Below are 16842 nucleotides of genomic sequence, written 5' to 3' on the forward strand. Positions count from 1 at the left end.
GGGTTGCGAGGAGAGTGACGTGTACCGGGTGTTCGAGGCCCTCGACGAACTGGTCACGATCGTCGAGGAAGCGCGTGGAGTGCCGATGACCTCAGGGTGCGTCGTGCCGCGTGGCGACGTCCTCGAACTCCTCGACGACGTTCGTGATTCCATCCCCGCCGAGCTGGACGACGCGCAGGACGTGCTCGACCACAAGGAAGAGCTGGTCGGCAAGGCCGCGCACGAGGCGGAGACGGGTGTCAGCAAGGCCCGGTCGGAAGCCGACCGCATGCTCTCCGAGGCGCACGCCGAGGCCGAGCGGATGCTGTCCGAGGCGCGCGCGCGGGCCGAGCGGATGGTCGGCGAGGCCGAGAACCAGGCCGAGCGGACCGTCGCGGCCGGTCGCCAGGAGTACGAGGACCTGGTGGGTCGCGCGCACTCCGAGGCCGACCGGATGGTGCAGGCGGGTCGGGCGAACTACGAGCGCGCCGTCGAGGAGGGCCGGGCCGAGCAGAACCGCCTGGTCGACCAGACGGAGGTCGTGGCGGCCGCGCACGCGGAGTCGGCTCGGGTGCTCGACGCGGCCCAGTCGGAGGCCATCAGGCTGCGCAACGAGTGCGACGCGTACGTGGACGGCAAGCTCGCCGACTTCGAGGACCTGCTGGCGCACACGCTGCGCAGCGTCGGCAAGGGCCGCTCGCACCTGCGCGGTCCGGCTGTCGCCGCGGCGTCCGCACCGTTCGACTACCACGACTGAACCTGACGTTCACCTGCGGATTTCGCCCACGGCCCACTCGTCGCGTACCCTGGAGCGGCTGGCCGTGGTAGGTCCCCCGACAGCGAAACCAACACATCATGTCTGAGCATCGTCACGCCTCCGCGCGTCCCACAGCAACCGGGCCCTGGGTTATCGACACCAGGGACATCGGTCGTAGAGCGGGCGGCAGCCGCCCTTACCAGCGGTCTGTCCCCGCGGCAGGCCTCGGCCTGCTCGACGTGATCGCGGTTCCGGAAGGCGGGACGGTCGAGCTCGACGTGTTGGCGGAGTCGGTCGTGGAGGGTGTGCTCATTTCCGGCACCGCGTCCACGGACGTGGAGGGGGAGTGCTCGCGCTGCCTCGACCCCATCGACGACCACGTCGAGATCAAGATCGTGGAGCTGTTCGCGTACCCGGACAGCGCCACGGACGAGACCACTGATGAGGACGAGGTCAGCCGGATCTCCGATGATCTGATCGACCTCGAACCTGTGGTGCGGGATGCCATCGTGCTCGCGCTGCCGCAGGTGCCGCTGTGTTCGCCGGACTGCCTTGGGCTGTGCGTCGAGTGCGGGGGCAAGCTGGCGGAGCTTGGGCCCGACCACGGGCATGAGACGATGGATCCCCGCTGGGCCGCGTTGCAGGAGCGGTTCGGCGGGAATCGTGATAACTCGGAGGAGAACTAGTCGTGGCCGTCCCGAAGCGGAAGATGTCGCGCTCGAACACGCGCTCGCGCCGCGCCCAGTGGAAGACCAGTGCCGTGCACTTGGTGGCGTGCTCGAACAAGGCGTGCCGCGCCCCCAAGCCCCAGCACATCGCCTGCCCGACCTGCGGCCAGTACGACGGCCGCCAGGTTGTTCAGCCGGCCTGAGTCTCCTGGCGAAGGTAGCGGCGAACCGTGGGGGGTAGGTCGTCGCGTGATCGGTCCGCCGATCGCGCCCCGTTGCTCGAAGCGCTCGGCGTCCAACTGGACGCCGAGCTCCTCGTGCTCTCCTTGACACATCGGTCCTATGCCTACGAGAACGGCGGCTTGCCGCCGAACGAGCGCCTCGAGTTCTTGGGCGACGCGGTTCTCGGACTCATCGTCACCGACCATCTCTACAACACCCACCCCGATCTGCCCGAGGGGCAGCTCGCCAAGCTCCGCGCCAGCGTGGTCAACATGCACGCACTGGCGGGGGTCGCCCGAGGTCTGGGCGACGACGGACTGGGCGGCTACCTGCTCCTCGGTCGCGGGGAAGAGCTGACCGGCGGCAGGGACAAGGCGAGCATCCTCGCCGACGGCCTCGAAGCCGTCATCGGCGCGGTGTACCTGGAATACGGTATCGATACCGCGCGCAAACTTGTGCACAAGCTGTTCGACCCGTTGTTGGCCGAGGCGCCCTTGCGCGGCGCGGGCCTCGACTGGAAGACCAGTCTTCAGGAACTCACCGCCTCAGCAGGCCTTGGAGTGCCCGAGTACCGGGTGGACGACCAGGGTCCGGATCACCGCAAGGAGTTCACCGCGACCGTGGTCGTGGCGAGCAACACCTACGGCTCAGGCGATGGTCGCACCAAGAAGGAAGCCGAGCAGAAGGCGGCCGCGGCCGCCTATCGCGTGCTGTCGGAGCAGGCGCACCGTGATCGAGAAGCGGTCGCGACCGAGAACGGCCATGCTGCTGGTAACTCGGCTTCACCCGAGACCTCACCCACCGAGGAAGTCTGACGCGATGTACGCCACCAACGTCCGCACCAACCGACGCGCACGCTCCGTCAACCGGCCCACCCGTCCCCTGAGCGCTTCGCGCAGCGGGGGCATCCAGGGGCTGGTGCTCGTCCGCGACACCGCCCAGGCCGGTGGGTGGATGCTCAAGCCCACCAAGCCGCAGGCCGCCGCGTACGAAGACCTGGAGGCCCTCGAGGCTCTCGAGGCCGCCCGCGCGACCGAAGAGGACGCCCAGGCCGAGGCCTGAAGTCCCACCTGATTCACTAGGGCCGTGCCCGAACTCCCTGAAGTAGAGGTCGTTCGCCGCGGCCTGGACGCCCACGTCTCCGGCCGGGTCATCTCGGCCGTGGAAGTGCTGCACCCGCGAGCAATCCGCCGCCACCTCCCCGGTGCGGCGGATTTTTCCGCGCGCCTTTCCGGCCAGACGATGCTCGCCGCCCGCCGTCGGGGCAAGTACCTCTGGGTCGACCTCGACGGCCCTGGCACCACCGACGGCGAGGCCATGCTCGCCCACCTCGGCATGAGCGGCCAGATGCTCGTCCAACCGTCCACCACCCCGGACGAGAAGCACTTGAGGGTCCGCATCGCGTTCGCCGACCAGGGCCCCGAGCTGCGCTTCGTCGACCAGCGCACGTTCGGCGGCCTGGCACTCGCGGACATCGTCGAGGTGGACGGCACCAGGCTCCCGGAGCCGGTGGCCCACATCGCCCGCGACCCGATGGACCCGAAGTTCGACCCGGCCGCCGCCGTGAAGGCGCTGCGCTCCAAGCGCACCGAGATCAAACGCGCGTTGTTGGACCAGACCCTCGTCTCGGGCGTGGGCAACATCTACGCCGACGAGTCCCTCTGGCGCGCGAAGCTCCACGGCCTCCGCCGCGCCGACAAGCTGACCAAGGCGAAGACCGAGGAACTCCTCGGCCACGCCACCGACGTGATGAACGAGGCCCTCGGCCAGGGCGGCACCTCGTTCGACGCCCTGTACGTCAACGTGAACGGCCAATCCGGCTACTTCGACCGCTCCCTCGCGGCCTACGGCCAGGAGCACAAACCGTGCACCCGCTGCGGCGCGATCATCGTCCGCGAGCCGTTCATGAACCGCTCCTCCTTCTCCTGCCCGGTCTGCCAGCCCAAGCCCCGGTAGTCCCGCACCCCCTCTGACCTGCCGTTAGTCCATGGCAAGCCCCGGATGGACCAACGCTGTGGACACTACTGCGCTATCCGTAGTAGTCTCCACAGCACATCACCGGGGAGAAGCGCCATGGACACAAGTCAGTTGTTGAAGGGGGTGCTGGACCTCGCCGTCCTTGCGGTTCTCCGCTCGGAAGACGGGTACGGCTACGACGTGCTGCGGAGACTTCGCGCCGGTGGGCTCGACGAGGTCGGGGACGCCTCCGTCTACGGGACCCTGCGCAGGCTCTACAACGCCGGTCTGCTCACCTCGTACGTCGTGCCGAGCGAAGAGGGACCGCACCGCAAGTACTACAGCCTCAACGAGCCGGGGCGGCAGCGCCTGGCCGAGTCGGGAAGGACATGGCGGTCGTTCGCGCACACGCTCGACGACCTGCTGGGGGTGGTGGCATGAGCAGCACGCACACTCGCGTCGAGGTCCAGGACTACCTGGCCCGGATGCGGACCGCGCTCGCGGACCTGCCGGACGTCGAGATCTCCGAGATCATGGACGACGCGGGCGCGCACGTGGTCGAGGTGGCCGACGAGCTGGGCGAGGAGTTCTCCGCCGAGGCGCTCACCACCCGGCTGGGCACGCCCGAGGTGTACGCGCGGGAGCTGCGCGCCGCCGCCGGGTACCCGCCCGCCGCGACCAGAGCGGAGGTGCCGCCGAAGCCGGTGTTCGCCGCCAGGTTCGCGTTCTGGTCGTTGGTCGCGGGCACCGCGGCCGCGTTCGGCATGGGCATCGGCGGCCGGGACGGGTTCCCGCTCGCGCTGCTGGTGGCCGTGTTCGTGGTGTGGTCGATCGTGCTGCTCAACCGCAAGGAGCCGCTGATCGGGCAGGTCGGCGACCTCCCCGAGACGCTCGCCCTCAAGGCGGCGCTGGAGCAGGCCGAACAGGGTCCGCTGGGCAAGACGATCGTCTACCTGAGGTCGCTGCAACCGGCGTGGTGGCTGGCGCGGGCGTTCCTGATCGCGATCTCCGGCCTGGTCCTCGAGGGCATCGGCGTGGTGTTCCTGTTCAGCCTCGCGCTGGCGGCCCTCGCGCTGCTGTCGGGGCCGCGCGCCAAGACGGACCGCCGCTGGCTGTGGGTGAGCCTGCCCGCCGCCGCGTTCGCCGCGGGGACGCTGCTGTTCATCATCGGCTCGGTCATCCCGAACACCCGCTACAACGACAGCTACCCGACGTCGTACGCCCCGGCCCAGCGCACCGTGCCGAGCAACGTCTACGTGTTCGACAAGGACGGCAAGGCGCTCACGGACGTCTACCTGTACGACGAGGACGGCAAGCCGTTGGAGTCCTCGTTCTACGGCTGCGGCGAGGACGGTCGGGAGTACCGCGAGGACAACCGGTACCCGAGGCCGAAGGTCGACTACGACAGCCGCGGGAACTGCCGCGAGATCGGTGGCGTGCCGTTCGCGGTGTCCATCCCGCAGACGTCGTCGTTCCTGCCGTCCGCGTCGGCGACGAGCACGCCCTCCAGCTCGGTCACGCCACCCTCGAGCGTGTCGGAGGCGCCGCCGACGGCGCCCACCTCGAAGTGACCGCGGGGGAGCGGGGCCGGTCGGGGGTCCCGCTCCTCCACTCCTCTACTGCTGGGTCGGTTCGCCGAGCCTGCGCAGCAGCGGCGTGGCGGCGAGGAGCAGTTCCTGCTCGGACGGCGTGAGCTGGGCGAGCCGGTCGGACAGCAGTTCGGCCTCGCCGTGCGCCATCGAGATGATCATCTCCCGGCCGGGCCCGGTCAGCTCCACGATCGTGGCGCGGCCGTCGGCGGGGTCGGGTTCGCGGTGCACGAGGCCGGAGGCCTCCAGTCCCGTGACGACCGTCGTGGCCGTCGGCTGGGAGCACAGCGCCCGCACGGCGATCTCGCCGATGCGCATCGGGCCGTGCATGGCTAATTCCGACAGCACCAGCATCTGGGTGGGCTGCAACCGGCGCACCGTCGCCGTCTGGCGGAGGCTGCGTACCAACCGGTGCACCGCCACGACGAGCTGCAGTGCTTCCTGGTTGGTCACACTGGTGGTGGTCATGAATGGGCCTCCGCGTGCTCACTCTGCGGTGAGCGATTGTCCGAATTCGGACAGGACATTCGCACTTTCGCACCACCGCTGTCCAGCGCACGCGACGAATAGTGTCCTCCTGCGCGGCGCGACCACACCTTTGCCGTAACGCTGCAGGTCGCGGCACCCGGTTCTACCGCCATCAGGATGAAAGACCGGGGCTTGTCAAAATCACGTCAATTCCGGCATCGCCGGTGTCAAGACGGCATCAACGAGCCACGATCGGGTGACCTTCCGGCGCACTGTGTGTCCATGTGGGAACACGGTCACCACCGGGCAGACTGACCGACGTGGACGATCGACGCAGACGAGGCGAGTTGCGCATCTACCTCGGCGCGGCTCCGGGCGTCGGCAAGACCTTCGCCATGCTCGGCGAGGCGCACCGACGTCGTGAGCGCGGCACCGACGTGGTGGTCGGCCTGGTCGAGACCCACGGCCGGGAGAAGACCGCCGAGCTCCTCGACGGCCTGGACGTGCTGCCGCGCTCCCGCGTGGCGCACCGCGGCCTGGTCCTGGAGGAGATGGACGTCGACGGCCTGCTGGCCCGGCGGCCCGAGGTCGCCGTGGTCGACGAGCTCGCCCACACGAACGTGCCCGGTTCCCGCAACGCCAAGCGCTGGGAGGACGTCGAGGAGCTGCTGGAAGCGGGCGTGGACGTGCTGTCCACCGTCAACGTGCAGCACCTGGAGAGCCTCAACGACGTGGTGCAGCGCATCACCGGCGTCCCCCAGCGGGAGACCGTCCCGGACGAGGTCGTGCGCCGGGCGGAGCAGATCGAGCTGGTGGACCTGACCCCCGAGGCGCTCCGCCGCCGCCTGGCCCACGGCAACGTGTACCCCGCCAGCAAGATCGACGCGGCCCTCGGCAACTACTTCCGCCTCGGCAACCTCACCGCCCTGCGCGAGATCGCGCTGCTGTGGGTGGCCGACCAGGTGGACGTGGCCCTGCGGCGCTACCGCGCCGAGCAGAGCATCACCGACACGTGGGAGACCCGTGAACGCGTGGTCGTGGCCATCACCGGCGGCAAGGAGAGCGAGACGCTGATCCGCCGAGCCCGCCGCGTGGCCACGCGGGCGGGCGCGGAGTTGCAGGTCCTCCACATCCTGCGCGGCGACGGCCTGGCGGGCGCGGCCCCGGCCGCGGTCGCGCGCTACCGGACGCTGGCCGCGGACGTGGGCGCCACGTTCCACACCGTCGTGGGCGACGACGTCCCGACGGCCCTGCTGGAGTTCGCGCGCGCCACCAACGCGACCCAGCTGGTGATCGGCACGTCCCGCCGGACCAGGCTGGCGAGGCTGTTCTCCGAGGGCATCGGCGCGACGGTCCTCCAGGAGTCCGGCCCCATCGACGTCCACATGGTGACCCACGCGCAGTCCGGCACCGGCTGGCGCGCGGCGGTCGCCCGCAGCCCGCTGAAGCCCTCCCGGCGCGTCCTGGGCTGGGTGCTGGCCGTGCTCGCGCCCGCCGTGGCCACCGCCGTGGGCGTGGTGCTGCGCGAGGACCTGATCCAGTCCACCAACGTCGTCGACTACTTCCTCGCCACGGTCCTGGTCGCCTTGGTCGGCGGCCTCGGCCCAGCGGTGTTCGCGGCGGTGTTCTCCGCGCTGCTGCTCAACTTCTACTTCACCCCGCCGGTGTTCACCTTCACCGTCGACACGCAGCAGAACGTCGTCACGCTCGTGGCGATGGTGGTGGTCGGCGTGACCGTGGCGCTGGTCGTGGACCGGGCTGCCCGCCGCGCCACCCAGGCCGCGAGGGCCCGCACGGAGGCGACCCTGCTGGCGTCCTACGCGCGCACGGTCCTGGCGGACCCGCACCCGGTGGTCCGCCTGCTGGAGAAGGTCCGGGAGAACTTCGGCCTCACCTCGGTCGTCCTCCTGGAACGCGCCGACGGCGAGTGGACGCGGGTCGAGAGCACCGGCGTCCTGTCCACCGGGGAGCCCGACGCCGACGTGGTCGTGACCCCCGACGTCCGCCTCGAACTGCGCGGCCGCCCGCTCCCCGCGTCCGACCGCCGGGTCTTGGAGGCCGCGGCGGGCCAGGCCCTCCTGGCGCTGCGCCAGCAGCGGATGACCGACCAGGCGAGGGAGGCCCAGCGCCGAGCCGAGGGCACCGAACTCCGCACCGCGCTCCTGTCCGCCGTGGGCCACGACCTGCGCACGCCGTTGACGTCGATCAAGGCCGCCATCGGCAGCCTGCGCGACCCGGAACTCACGCTGTCCCCTTCGGACATCGGCGAGCTCCACGAGGCCGTCGAGGTCTCGGCGGACCGCCTGACCGGGTTGATCGACAACCTCCTCGACTCCTCCCGCCTGGCGACCGGCGCGGTCCGCCCGCTGTTCCGGGCCGTGGGCATGGACGAGGTGGTCGCACGGGCGCTGTCCGGAGTGGACGACCTGAGCCGCGTCACCGTGGACGTGGACGAACAACTGACCCCGGTCCGCGCGGACGTGGGACTGCTGGAACGGGTGGTGGCGAACGTGGTGGACAACGCCCTGCGCCACGGCGGGGGCGAGGTGGCGATCCGCGCCAGCGCCCACGCCGCGTGGGTGGAGCTGCGGGTCGTGGACCACGGCCCCGGCCTGCCCCGCGGCGCGGCCGAGGAGGTCTTCGCCCCGTTCCAGCGCCTGGGCGACCGGGACGCCGCACCGGGAGTCGGCCTGGGTTTGAGCGTGGCGAAGGGGTTCACCGAGGCCATGGGGGGCACGATCAAGGCCGAGGACACACCGGGAGGTGGGGTGACGGTGGTGATCGCGTTGCCGGTGTTCGCATGACCAGGGTGCTGGTGGTCGACGACGAACCGCAGATCGTGCGCGCCCTGCGCATCAACCTGACCGCGCGCGGCTACGAGGTGCTGACGGCTCCGGACGGCGCCACGGCCCTCACGGTCGCGGCCGAGGGCAAGCCCGACGTCGTGGTCCTGGACCTGGGCCTGCCGGACCTGGACGGCACCGAGGTGATCGGCGGCCTGCGGGGGTGGACGACGGTGCCGATCATCGTCCTGTCCGCGCGAACGGACTCCTCGGACAAGGTCGCGGCCCTGGACGCGGGCGCGGACGACTACGTGACCAAGCCGTTCGGCATGGACGAACTCCTGGCCCGCCTGCGCGCCGCGGTCCGCCGGTCGGCGGCCTCCGTGGCCACGGGTGAGGACGCGGTGGTGGAAACCGCGTCGTTCACCGTGGACCTGGCGGCGAAGAAGGTGCACAGGAACGGGCAGGAGGTGCACCTCACCCCCACCGAGTGGGGGCTGCTGGAAATGCTCACCCGGAACCGAGGGCGCCTGGTCGGCCAGAAGCAGCTGCTGCAAGAGGTGTGGGGTCCGGCCTACGCCAAGGAGAGCCACTACCTGAGGGTGTACCTGGCCCAGCTGCGCCGGAAGCTGGAGCCCGAACCCTCGCACCCCCGCCACCTGCTGACCGAACCGGGAATGGGTTACCGCTTCGAACTGTGAGCCCCGGCCTCAGTCGAGGCAGAACTCGTTGCCCTCGACGTCACGCATGACGATGCAGGACTCGTTCTCCTCATCGGCGTGGAGGATCCGTTCCTGCACCGCGCCGAACTCCACCAACCGGGCGCACTCGGCTTCCAGCGCGGCGAGCCGTTCGGCCCCCACGAGCCCGGTGCCCACCCGCACGTCCAGGTGCACCCGGTTCTTGACGACCTTGCCCTCGGGCACCCGCTGGAAGTACAGCCGCGGCCCCACCCCGGTCGGGTCGGCGCACGCGAACGACGCCCCCCGGCGCTCGGCGGGCAGCGTCAGCTCGTACTCGTCCCACCCGTCGAACCCGTCGGGCGGGGGCGGGACGACGTACCCCAGAACCTCGCACCAGAAGCGCCCGACCCGCTGGGGCTCCGCGCAGTCGAACGTGACCTGGACCTGCCGAACCGACACCATCAGCCCACTTTAAGGGGGATCAGGGCTTCGTCGGATCCCCGGACACCGGCGGAACGACCTCCGTCGTGGTGGTGGGGGCCGATGACGACGGCGCCGACGACGACGTCGTGGGCACGGGCGTCGACGTGCTCGGCGGGCGCTTGGTCGTGTTCGGGGTGCTGGTGGGCTGGGAGGTCTGCGTCTCCGCCACCGTCGGCGCCGAGGCCTCCCCGTCCGCGGGCCCGGAGGCGTTCTTGGCCGCCTGCTCGCCCCGCGCCTTCGTCCCCGGCACGGTGATCACGACGGTGGCCGTGCTCCCGTCGGGCGCGACGCTGATCGACGTGCTGGTCGTCGCGGGCTGGTCGACCTCGACCTCGGCCTTCGCCTTGGGCGGTCCCGCCTCGGGCTTGCTCGCGCCGCCGGTGGCCAGCATCGACGCGAGGGTGGCGCAGACCGTCGCCACCAGCACCCCGCCCGCGGCCAGCAGCACCACCGACGAGAGCTTCCTCTCCGTGCGGGGTTCCGCCGACTCGGTCGACTCCGACTGCTCTTGCTCGAACACACCATCTCCCTGTGGAAACCCGGACGGATGGTTCCGTGCTCGATTCATCGGCGGAAAGCGCTGGTAGCCACACCTTTCGGGCTACCTACCACACCTTCGTGTGACACCCCGCTACTTGACCGTCACTGTTACGGCGTGCCGTCGTTCGGTGCGGGCACCGACTCCGAGGTCGTGGTCGTCGTGGTGGTCGTGTCCTGAGTGGTCGTGGTGGTCGTCGTTGTGGTGGTCGTCGTCCGCGACGTCGTGGACGAGGTCTGCGCAGGCGGGTTGGTGGTCTGCTTGGTCGGCTGGTCCGCGGTGGTGTCCTCGACCGTCGTGGTCGTGGTGGTGCCGTCGGCGTGCGTGACCGTCGTGACCCTGGTCTTCACCGGGGTGGTGGTCGTCGTGGGCGCGTCCGGGGTCGACGACAGCGCGTCCACCTCCGACTTGCCGGCCGCCCGCGAGCTGGTGAGCGACGGCGCGCTGCGCAGCGTGCTCCGGGAGACGACGTCCTCCAGCGGGTTGTGCGAGCCGGGAGAGGCCTCGTCCTCGGGGCTCGCGGTCAGCGCGGCCACGGTGGCGAACAGGGTGGCGACCACGACGCCCGCCGCCGCCAGGGCGACGCGGGGGGCGATGCGGGGCTTCGGGCTGGTGGGGGCCGGGGATTCGTGCTGCCCGTCGTTCACACCGTCTCCAGGGTTCGTCGCTCGTGGGGCCGCAGTTCTGCGGGGCCTGTGGTGGTGAACGAGTGGCCGGCGCACTCGTCACGGTGCGGGGCGGAGTTGGTCCACTTGGTGGACCCTGGTCTCGAACCGGCGACCGGGAGACCGTGTGGTGGAGTTCCGTCGGGGGTTCCGTCACTCCGGCGTGCTGCCACGGTCGCGCAACCTATCACTAACGGGTGAATTAAGGGTGTTCGCCGGATCGGCCGGCAGGATGTGTGCCGTGTCGTCAGCAGAGCCGGTGGTCCGGTTGACCGCGTGGGTGCGCGGCAACGTCCAAGGCGTGGGATTTCGGTGGTGGACCCGAGCGCGGGCCCTGGAGCTCGGTCTCGTGGGCAGCGCGTCGAACCTCCGCGACGGCCGCGTCGAGGTCAACGCCGAGGGCCCGGAAACTACGTGCAGGCAGCTCCTGGTCGCGCTGCGTTCAGGGGATTCACCCGGACGGGTGGATGCTGTGGTAGAACGTTGGTCCGATCCGAGGGGAAACCTGGTCGGTTTCGTAGAGCGTTGAACGAGTTCCGCACCAACGGCGTAGTAAGTCGATGTGGAGCCCGGTGAAGATGTGGTCAGGCAGTTGTACGGTCGCTGGCGCGGACCGTTGCACGGCTATGTCCTCCGAATGGTCGGCGGCGACTACCAGCACGCCGAGGACATCGTCCAGGAGACGCTGTTCCGCGCCTGGCGCCACTCCGACGAGCTGAGCCCCGAGCAGGCCGGTCCCTGGCTGTACACGGTGGCGCGCAACCTCGTGGTGTCCGGCTACCGCCGCCGGGTGGCCAGGGCGACGGAGATCCCGATCGAGCCCGCCGACCTCCCGCCCGTTGCCGACGAGGTGGACCACGTGTTGCAGAGCTGGCAGGTCGCCGAAGCCCTCCGCGCGCTCAGCGCCGACCACCGCAGCGTCGTCATCGAGCTGTACTACCGGCGCCGGACCGTGACCGAGGCCGCCAAGGCGCTCGGCATCCCGCCCGGCACGGTGAAGTCCCGCAGCTTCTACGCTCTCCGCGCGCTGCGCGACGCGCTGGCCGAAAGGGGGGTGACCGAGTCGTGAGCTGCTTCCAGATCACGTCGCTGGGCGCCTACCTGCTCGGCGCGCTCGACCCGGCCGAGCGGTCGGTGTTCGAGCGGCACCTCAACACCTGCCAGGTGTGCCGCGAGGAGCTGATCCGGCTCGCGCCGCTGCCCGGTCTGCTCGGCCAGGTCACCCTGGCCGACCTGGAGCTGCCGTTCGACGACCCGGACCCCTACGACAACCAGCCGCTGCCGCCGCTGGCCGTGGTGCGGCCCGCGCCCGAGCCGGAACCGAAGAAGTCCCGCAGGCCGTTGCTGCTGGTGGGGGCCGGTCTGGTGCTGGTGCTGCTGGTCGCCGCGGGGGTGTTCCTGCCCCGGCTGACCGGGGGTGACGCGACGCCCGCCGCCGCGCCGCCGCCCACGACGACCTCGGCCGCGCCGCCGACGTGGTCGGCGATGGACAACAAGACCGGGGTGGCCGCGTCGGTGGCGATGGTGAGCCACGGCTGGGGCACCGAGGTGCGGCTGAAGCTCCGCGACGTGCCGCCCGGCCTGCGCTGCATGGTCGTCCTCTACGCCAAGAGCGGCACCAAGGAGATCGGCGGCTGGTGGGGCACCGGCGGCACCGAGGGCGAGGTCATCCCCGGCTCGTCGTCGTTCGCCGTGGACGGCATCGACCACATGGAGGTCGTCGCCGACCAGCAGGTGCTCGTGACGCTCCGCCCGCCCGCCTGATCATCGATCCGCTGGTCAGGGGCCACGCCTCCCACGTCCTCCGTGAGCGCCCCGGTAGTCTCCACCGGATAAGCAACCGACCAGGACGCGGGAAGGCCGACCGGACGTGCACCTCAAGAGCCTGACGCTGAAGGGTTTCAAGTCCTTCGCCTCGGCCACGACGCTGCGCTTCGAACCCGGCATCACCTGCGTCGTCGGCCCGAACGGGTCCGGCAAGTCCAACGTGCTGGACGCCCTCAAGTGGGTCATGGGCACCCAGGGCGCGAAGGACCTGCGCGGCGGCAAGATGGAGGACGTCATCTTCGCCGGCACGTCCGGCCGCGCGCCCCTGGGCCGCGCCGAGGTGACGCTGACGATCGACAACGCCGACGGCGCGCTGCCCATCGACTACTCCGAGGTGTCGATCACCCGGCGGATGTTCCGCGAGGGCGCGACCGAGTACGAGATCAACGGCAGCTCGTGCAGGCTCATGGACGTCCAGGAGCTGCTGTCGGACTCCGGCATCGGCCGCGAGATGCACGTCATCGTCGGCCAGGGCCAGCTCGCCGCGATCCTGGAGTCCAAGCCCGAGGAGCGCCGCGCCTTCATCGAGGAGGCCGCGGGCGTCCTCAAGCACCGCAAGCGCAAGGAGAAGGCGCTGCGGAAGCTGGAGGCGATGCAGGCCAACCTGACGCGCCTCACCGACCTCACCGCCGAACTCCGCCGCCAGCTCAAGCCGTTGGGCAAGCAGGCCGAGATCGCTCGCCGCGCCCAGACCGTGCAGTCGGAACTCCGCGACGCCCGGATGCGCCTGCTCGCCGACGACCTGGTGACCCAGCGGTCCCAGCTCGCCCGCGAGGAGCAGGACGAGGCCACGGCCCGCGCCCGCCGCGCCGAGGTCGAGGCGGCCTTGCAGGTCGCGACCGTGCAGCAGAACGAGCTGGAGGAACTGGTCGCGGCGGACGCGCCGAAGCTGTCCCGCGCCCAGGACACCTGGTACCGGCTGTCCGCGCTGGAGGAACGCCTGCGCGGCACCGTGCGCCTCGCCTCCGAACGCGCCCGCCACCTGTCCGCGGCCGTCGAGGCCCCGCGCGGCGGCCGTGATCCGGACGAGCTGGACGCCGAGGCGGAGCAGACCGCCGAGATGGAGCTGGAACTCCAGGAAGGCGTCACGGAGGCCCGCGTCGGGCTGGCCGAGGCCCTGGAGATCCGCAGCGAGCTGGAGCGCATGGTGTCCGCCGCGGAGAAGGCGCACCTCGCCGCCGTGCGGGCCATCGCCGACCGCCGTGAAGGCCTGGCCCGGCTGTCCGGCCAGGTGGAGGCGTTGCGCAGCAAGACGAACGCCACCTCCGAGGAGATCGAGCGCATGTCCGTCGCGCTCGGCGAGGCCGTGCAGCGGGCCGAGGTCGTGCAGCTCGAACAGGCCGAGCAGGAGGCCACCACCGGCACCGAGGACGAGGGTGACGCCGGGCTCGACGAACGCCACCGGCACGCCGTGGAGGCCAACGACGCGGCCAAGAACCGGGTCGAGGAGCTGGTCAAGGCGGAGCGGACCGCCGAGCGCGACATCGCGTCGTGGCGGGCCCGCGTGGACGCGCTGTCGCTCGGGCTGACCCGCAAGGACGGCGCGGGCGCGCTGCTGGCCGCCGGGTCGCGGCTGCCGGGCCTGCTCGGGTCCGTGGCGGCGCTGCTGACCGTGTCGCCGGGCGCCGAGGTGGCGCTGGCCGCCGCGCTGGGGCCGATCGCGGACGCGGTCGCCGTCGCAGGCGGGCACGACGCGCTGGAAGCGCTGAAGCTGTTGAAGGAGCACGACTCCGGGCGTGCGGGAGTGCTCGTCGGCGGGGCTCGCTCGACCGTGCGGACCGACTCGTGGCCGTCGCTGCCCGAAGGCGCGCGGTGGGCCGTGGAACTGGTGCGCGCGCCGGACGGGCTGCTGCCCGCGCTGCACCGGGCGCTGGACCGCGTGGCCGTGGTCGACGGCCTGGACGCCGCGCGGGACCTGGTGCGGACCGCGCCGGACGTGCGCGCGGTGACCCGCGAGGGCGACCTGTTCGGCGAGGACTGGGCGATCGGCGGCTCCGGCCGCAGCCAGAGCGTGATCGAGGTGCAGGCCGCGGTCGACGAGGCCGAGGAGAAGCTGGCCATCGCCGAGCAGGCGTTGGAGCAGTCCGCCGCGTCGTTGGACGGCGCGCGCGCCGAGCAGCAGGCCCGCCGCACCGAAGTGGCCGCGATCAAGGAGGAGCTGAACGAGGCCAAGGTCCGCCGGGCCCGGTCCTCCGAGCGGCTCAACCGGCTCGCGCAGGCCGTGAAGTCGGCCGAGGCCGAGGTCGAACGGGTGCGCAGCCAGCGCGCGAAGGTCGAACTGGCCCGCGAGGAAGCCCTCGGCAAGCTGGAGGAGCTGGAAGAGCGCCTGCTGGTCGCGCAGGAGGAGCAGACCCTCGACGACGAGCCCGACACCGCCCAGCGCGACGAGGCCGCCGCCGAACTGGCGAGCGCCCGGCAGACCGAGATGGACGCGCGGCTGGCGCTGCGCACCGCCGAGGAACGCGCCCGCGCCGTACAGGGCAAGGCCGACGCGCTGCGCCGGGCCGCCCGCGCCGAGCGTGAGGCCCGTGAACGCGCCCAGCGCGCTCACGCCGCCCGCGCCCACGGGGCCGTGGTGGCGAAGGCCGTCGTGCGCGGCGGCGAACTGGCGCTGGACCGCATCGAGGAGTCGCTGCGCCGGGCCGTGCACGAGCGCGACGTCGCCCAGGAACGGCGGGCCAAGCACGAGGCGCTGTTCACGCAGGTCCGCGGCGTCGTGCGGGAGATGTCCGGCGAACTGGAGAAGCTGACCGACGCCGTGCACCGCGACGAGGTGCTGCGCGCGGAGCAGCGGATGCGCATCGAACAGCTCGAAACGAAGATCGCGGACGACTTCGGCATCGGCCTGGAAGACCTGGTCAGCGAGTACGGGCCGCACATGATGATCCCGCCGACCGCGCCCGAGGTCGCCGAGTACGAGGCCGCCAAGGAGCGCGGCGAGCAGGTCACCCCGCCGCAGCCGATGGCGTACGACCGCGACACGCAGGCCCGCCGCGCCAAGCGCGCCGAACGGGACCTGTCGCTGCTCGGCAAGGTCAACCCGCTGGCGCTGGAGGAGTTCGCCGCGCTGGAGGAGCGCTACAAGTTCCTGTCCAACCAGCTCGAGGACATCAAGGCCACCCGGCGCGACCTGATGACCGTGGTCAAGGACGTCGACGACAAGATCCTCGAGGTCTTCACCGCGGCCTACGAGGACGTGGCCCGCGAGTTCCTGGTGGTGTTCGCGACCCTGTTCCCCGGCGGCGACGGGCGGCTCGTGCTGACCGACCCCGACGACATGCTCACCACGGGCATCGAGATCGAGGCGCGGCCGCCGGGCAAGAAGGTCAAGCGGCTGTCGCTGCTGTCCGGCGGCGAGAAGTCCCTCGCGGCCGTCGCCATGCTCGTGGCCATCTTCCGCGCCCGGCCGTCGCCGTTCTACGTGATGGACGAGGTCGAGGCGGCGCTGGACGACACGAACCTGCACCGGCTGATCGGGCTGTTCGAGCAGCTGCGGGAGAAGTCGCAGCTGCTGATCATCACCCACCAGAAGCCGACGATGGAGATCGCCGACGCGCTGTACGGCGTGTCGATGCGCGGCGACGGCATCAGCCAGGTGATCTCGCAGCGACTGCGCGGCCGTGGCGCGAAGCCCGCCGTGATCGAGTCGGTCGGCACGGCGCCCGATCGGGACGCCGAAGCCGCGGTCGCCGTCGCCGACGGAGCCGTGGCGGCCGCCGAGGCGACCGTGGCGAAGCTGGAGTCGTCAGCCGAGGCCGTCGTCGACGAGCCTGCGGTCGACGGACCTGCGGTCGACGAGCCTGTTGTCGACGCTGAGGTCGTCGCGGACGAGACCGCTGCCGACAGCGCTGACGAAGCCCCGGTCGACTGATCGTCGACCGGTGTCACCCCTGGTCAGGGGCTAGTTGAACCGACGCCTGGACGACGAGCGCTGGCGCGGTGCCTCCGACGAGTCGGGCTGCTGCTCGTTCTCGTCGACCACGAAGTTCGACGGCGAGTCGGACTCGGGCAGGAGCGGCGGCTGCTGGAACAGGCCCTCGTACTGCGTGCTGCCGAGGGCGCGGCCGGACGTCGTGCTCTTGTGCGTGCTCGCGGCCTGCTCCTTGGGGAACAGGTCCGGCGCCGTCTCGGAGAACAGGGCGTCGTGAGTGTGCTCGATGATGGGATGACCTTCCTTGCCGGGTGACGCGCGCACGGTAGGGCTGCGCGACTCCGACGGATCGG

At 71.1% G+C, this 16842-nt stretch carries 19 protein-coding genes; 14 read left to right on the top strand and 5 right to left on the bottom strand.

The window, feature by feature from the left end; all coding sequences use genetic code 11:
* Positions 1–19: 19 nt before the first annotated feature.
* The 8 genes from ACFWW9_RS04420 (at position 20) to ACFWW9_RS04455 (ending at position 5153) form a co-directional block, all read left to right on the top strand.
* The gene (locus ACFWW9_RS04420) at positions 20–736 is read left to right on the top strand and encodes a DivIVA domain-containing protein (RefSeq protein WP_390371257.1); all 717 of its coding nucleotides are present in this window, start codon (positions 20–22) and stop codon (positions 734–736) included.
* A gap of 98 nt (positions 737–834) precedes the next feature.
* A complete protein-coding gene (locus ACFWW9_RS04425) occupies positions 835–1422 on the top strand; it encodes a YceD family protein (protein ID WP_390371258.1) in 588 nt (195 codons plus the stop codon).
* A gap of 2 nt (positions 1423–1424) precedes the next feature.
* The gene (rpmF, locus tag ACFWW9_RS04430; protein WP_106188086.1) at positions 1425–1607 is read left to right on the top strand and encodes a 50S ribosomal protein L32; all 183 of its coding nucleotides are present in this window, start codon (positions 1425–1427) and stop codon (positions 1605–1607) included.
* Positions 1608–1679: 72 nt separating this feature from the next.
* Complete coding sequence (rnc, locus tag ACFWW9_RS04435; protein ID WP_390371260.1) at positions 1680–2441, top strand: ribonuclease III; 762 nt, start codon at positions 1680–1682, stop codon at positions 2439–2441.
* A gap of 4 nt (positions 2442–2445) precedes the next feature.
* Positions 2446–2688: a hypothetical protein gene (locus tag ACFWW9_RS04440; RefSeq protein ID WP_390371262.1), complete on the top strand. Its 243-nt coding sequence runs from the start codon at positions 2446–2448 to the stop codon at positions 2686–2688.
* Between the two features lie 24 nt (positions 2689–2712).
* Positions 2713–3582 carry a bifunctional DNA-formamidopyrimidine glycosylase/DNA-(apurinic or apyrimidinic site) lyase gene (mutM, locus tag ACFWW9_RS04445; RefSeq protein ID WP_390371264.1) on the top strand — a complete coding sequence of 290 codons (870 nt, stop codon included), beginning with the start codon at positions 2713–2715 and terminating at the stop codon, positions 3580–3582.
* Positions 3583–3699: 117 nt separating this feature from the next.
* Complete coding sequence (locus ACFWW9_RS04450) at positions 3700–4023, top strand: PadR family transcriptional regulator (protein WP_390371266.1); 324 nt, start codon at positions 3700–3702, stop codon at positions 4021–4023.
* Complete coding sequence (locus ACFWW9_RS04455) at positions 4020–5153, top strand: HAAS signaling domain-containing protein (protein WP_390371267.1); 1134 nt, start codon at positions 4020–4022, stop codon at positions 5151–5153. The genes ACFWW9_RS04450 and ACFWW9_RS04455 overlap by 4 nt, the downstream gene beginning before the upstream one ends.
* Before the next feature lie 45 nt (positions 5154–5198).
* Here the strand turns inward: ACFWW9_RS04455 and ACFWW9_RS04460 are convergent, their stop codons facing one another.
* Entirely contained in the window at positions 5199–5639 is a 441-nt protein-coding gene (locus ACFWW9_RS04460; RefSeq protein ID WP_390371269.1) for a MarR family winged helix-turn-helix transcriptional regulator, read from the bottom strand.
* A gap of 311 nt (positions 5640–5950) precedes the next feature.
* Here ACFWW9_RS04460 and ACFWW9_RS04465 point away from each other — a divergent pair, with 311 nt between their 5' ends.
* A complete protein-coding gene (locus tag ACFWW9_RS04465) occupies positions 5951–8443 on the top strand; it encodes a DUF4118 domain-containing protein (RefSeq protein ID WP_390371597.1) in 2493 nt (830 codons plus the stop codon).
* Positions 8440–9123 (top strand): response regulator, encoded by a 684-nt coding sequence (locus ACFWW9_RS04470; protein WP_390371271.1) that lies wholly within the window; start codon positions 8440–8442, stop codon positions 9121–9123. Before ACFWW9_RS04465 ends, ACFWW9_RS04470 begins: the two co-directional genes overlap by 4 nt.
* 9 nt (positions 9124–9132) lie before the next feature.
* On the opposite strand, the gene ACFWW9_RS04475 is transcribed toward ACFWW9_RS04470, so the two are convergent.
* The 3 genes from ACFWW9_RS04475 to ACFWW9_RS04485 form a co-directional block, all read right to left on the bottom strand.
* Positions 9133–9567, bottom strand: coding sequence for a VOC family protein (locus tag ACFWW9_RS04475; RefSeq protein ID WP_390371274.1), 435 nt, complete (start codon positions 9565–9567; stop codon positions 9133–9135).
* A gap of 19 nt (positions 9568–9586) precedes the next feature.
* Positions 9587–10108 carry a hypothetical protein gene (locus tag ACFWW9_RS04480; RefSeq protein WP_390371276.1) on the bottom strand — a complete coding sequence of 174 codons (522 nt, stop codon included), beginning with the start codon at positions 10106–10108 and terminating at the stop codon, positions 9587–9589.
* A 128-nt stretch (positions 10109–10236) separates the two neighbouring features.
* Complete coding sequence (locus ACFWW9_RS04485) at positions 10237–10773, bottom strand: hypothetical protein (RefSeq protein ID WP_390371278.1); 537 nt, start codon at positions 10771–10773, stop codon at positions 10237–10239.
* Between the two features lie 250 nt (positions 10774–11023).
* Between ACFWW9_RS04485 and ACFWW9_RS04490 the strand changes: the two genes are divergently transcribed.
* From ACFWW9_RS04490 to smc, 4 genes are all read left to right on the top strand, one after another.
* Positions 11024–11320: an acylphosphatase gene (locus tag ACFWW9_RS04490; protein WP_390371600.1), complete on the top strand. Its 297-nt coding sequence runs from the start codon at positions 11024–11026 to the stop codon at positions 11318–11320.
* Between the two features lie 51 nt (positions 11321–11371).
* Positions 11372–11860, top strand: coding sequence for a sigma-70 family RNA polymerase sigma factor (locus ACFWW9_RS04495; RefSeq protein WP_259628025.1), 489 nt, complete (start codon positions 11372–11374; stop codon positions 11858–11860).
* Positions 11857–12555 (top strand): anti-sigma factor family protein, encoded by a 699-nt coding sequence (locus ACFWW9_RS04500; RefSeq protein WP_390371281.1) that lies wholly within the window; start codon positions 11857–11859, stop codon positions 12553–12555. Before ACFWW9_RS04495 ends, ACFWW9_RS04500 begins: the two co-directional genes overlap by 4 nt.
* A gap of 106 nt (positions 12556–12661) precedes the next feature.
* A complete protein-coding gene (gene smc, locus ACFWW9_RS04505; RefSeq protein ID WP_390371283.1) occupies positions 12662–16489 on the top strand; it encodes a chromosome segregation protein SMC in 3828 nt (1275 codons plus the stop codon).
* Between the two features lie 30 nt (positions 16490–16519).
* On the opposite strand, the gene ACFWW9_RS04510 is transcribed toward smc, so the two are convergent.
* On the bottom strand, positions 16520–16813 hold the full coding sequence (locus tag ACFWW9_RS04510; RefSeq protein ID WP_390371285.1) for a hypothetical protein: 294 nt from the start codon (positions 16811–16813) through the stop codon (positions 16520–16522).
* Positions 16814–16842: the final 29 nt, after the last annotated feature.

This window comes from Umezawaea sp. NPDC059074 (assembly GCF_042738955.1).
Lineage (GTDB): Bacteria > Actinomycetota > Actinomycetes > Mycobacteriales > Pseudonocardiaceae > Umezawaea.

Bases quoted from the DNA above. Each gene is read 5' to 3' on its own strand.
- ACFWW9_RS04455 (WP_390371267.1), top strand. From the start codon at position 4,020: ATGAGCAGCACGCACACTCGCGTCGAGGTCCAGGACTACCTGGCCCGG.
- ACFWW9_RS04440 (WP_390371262.1), top strand. From the start codon at position 2,446: ATGTACGCCACCAACGTCCGCACCAACCGACGCGCACGCTCCGTCAAC.
- ACFWW9_RS04450 (WP_390371266.1), top strand. From the start codon at position 3,700: ATGGACACAAGTCAGTTGTTGAAGGGGGTGCTGGACCTCGCCGTCCTT.
- ACFWW9_RS04475 (WP_390371274.1), bottom strand. From the start codon at position 9,567: ATGGTGTCGGTTCGGCAGGTCCAGGTCACGTTCGACTGCGCGGAGCCC.
- ACFWW9_RS04490 (WP_390371600.1), top strand. From the start codon at position 11,024: ATGTGTGCCGTGTCGTCAGCAGAGCCGGTGGTCCGGTTGACCGCGTGG.
- ACFWW9_RS04470 (WP_390371271.1), top strand. From the start codon at position 8,440: ATGACCAGGGTGCTGGTGGTCGACGACGAACCGCAGATCGTGCGCGCC.
- ACFWW9_RS04460 (WP_390371269.1), bottom strand. From the start codon at position 5,639: ATGACCACCACCAGTGTGACCAACCAGGAAGCACTGCAGCTCGTCGTG.
- ACFWW9_RS04425 (WP_390371258.1), top strand. From the start codon at position 835: ATGTCTGAGCATCGTCACGCCTCCGCGCGTCCCACAGCAACCGGGCCC.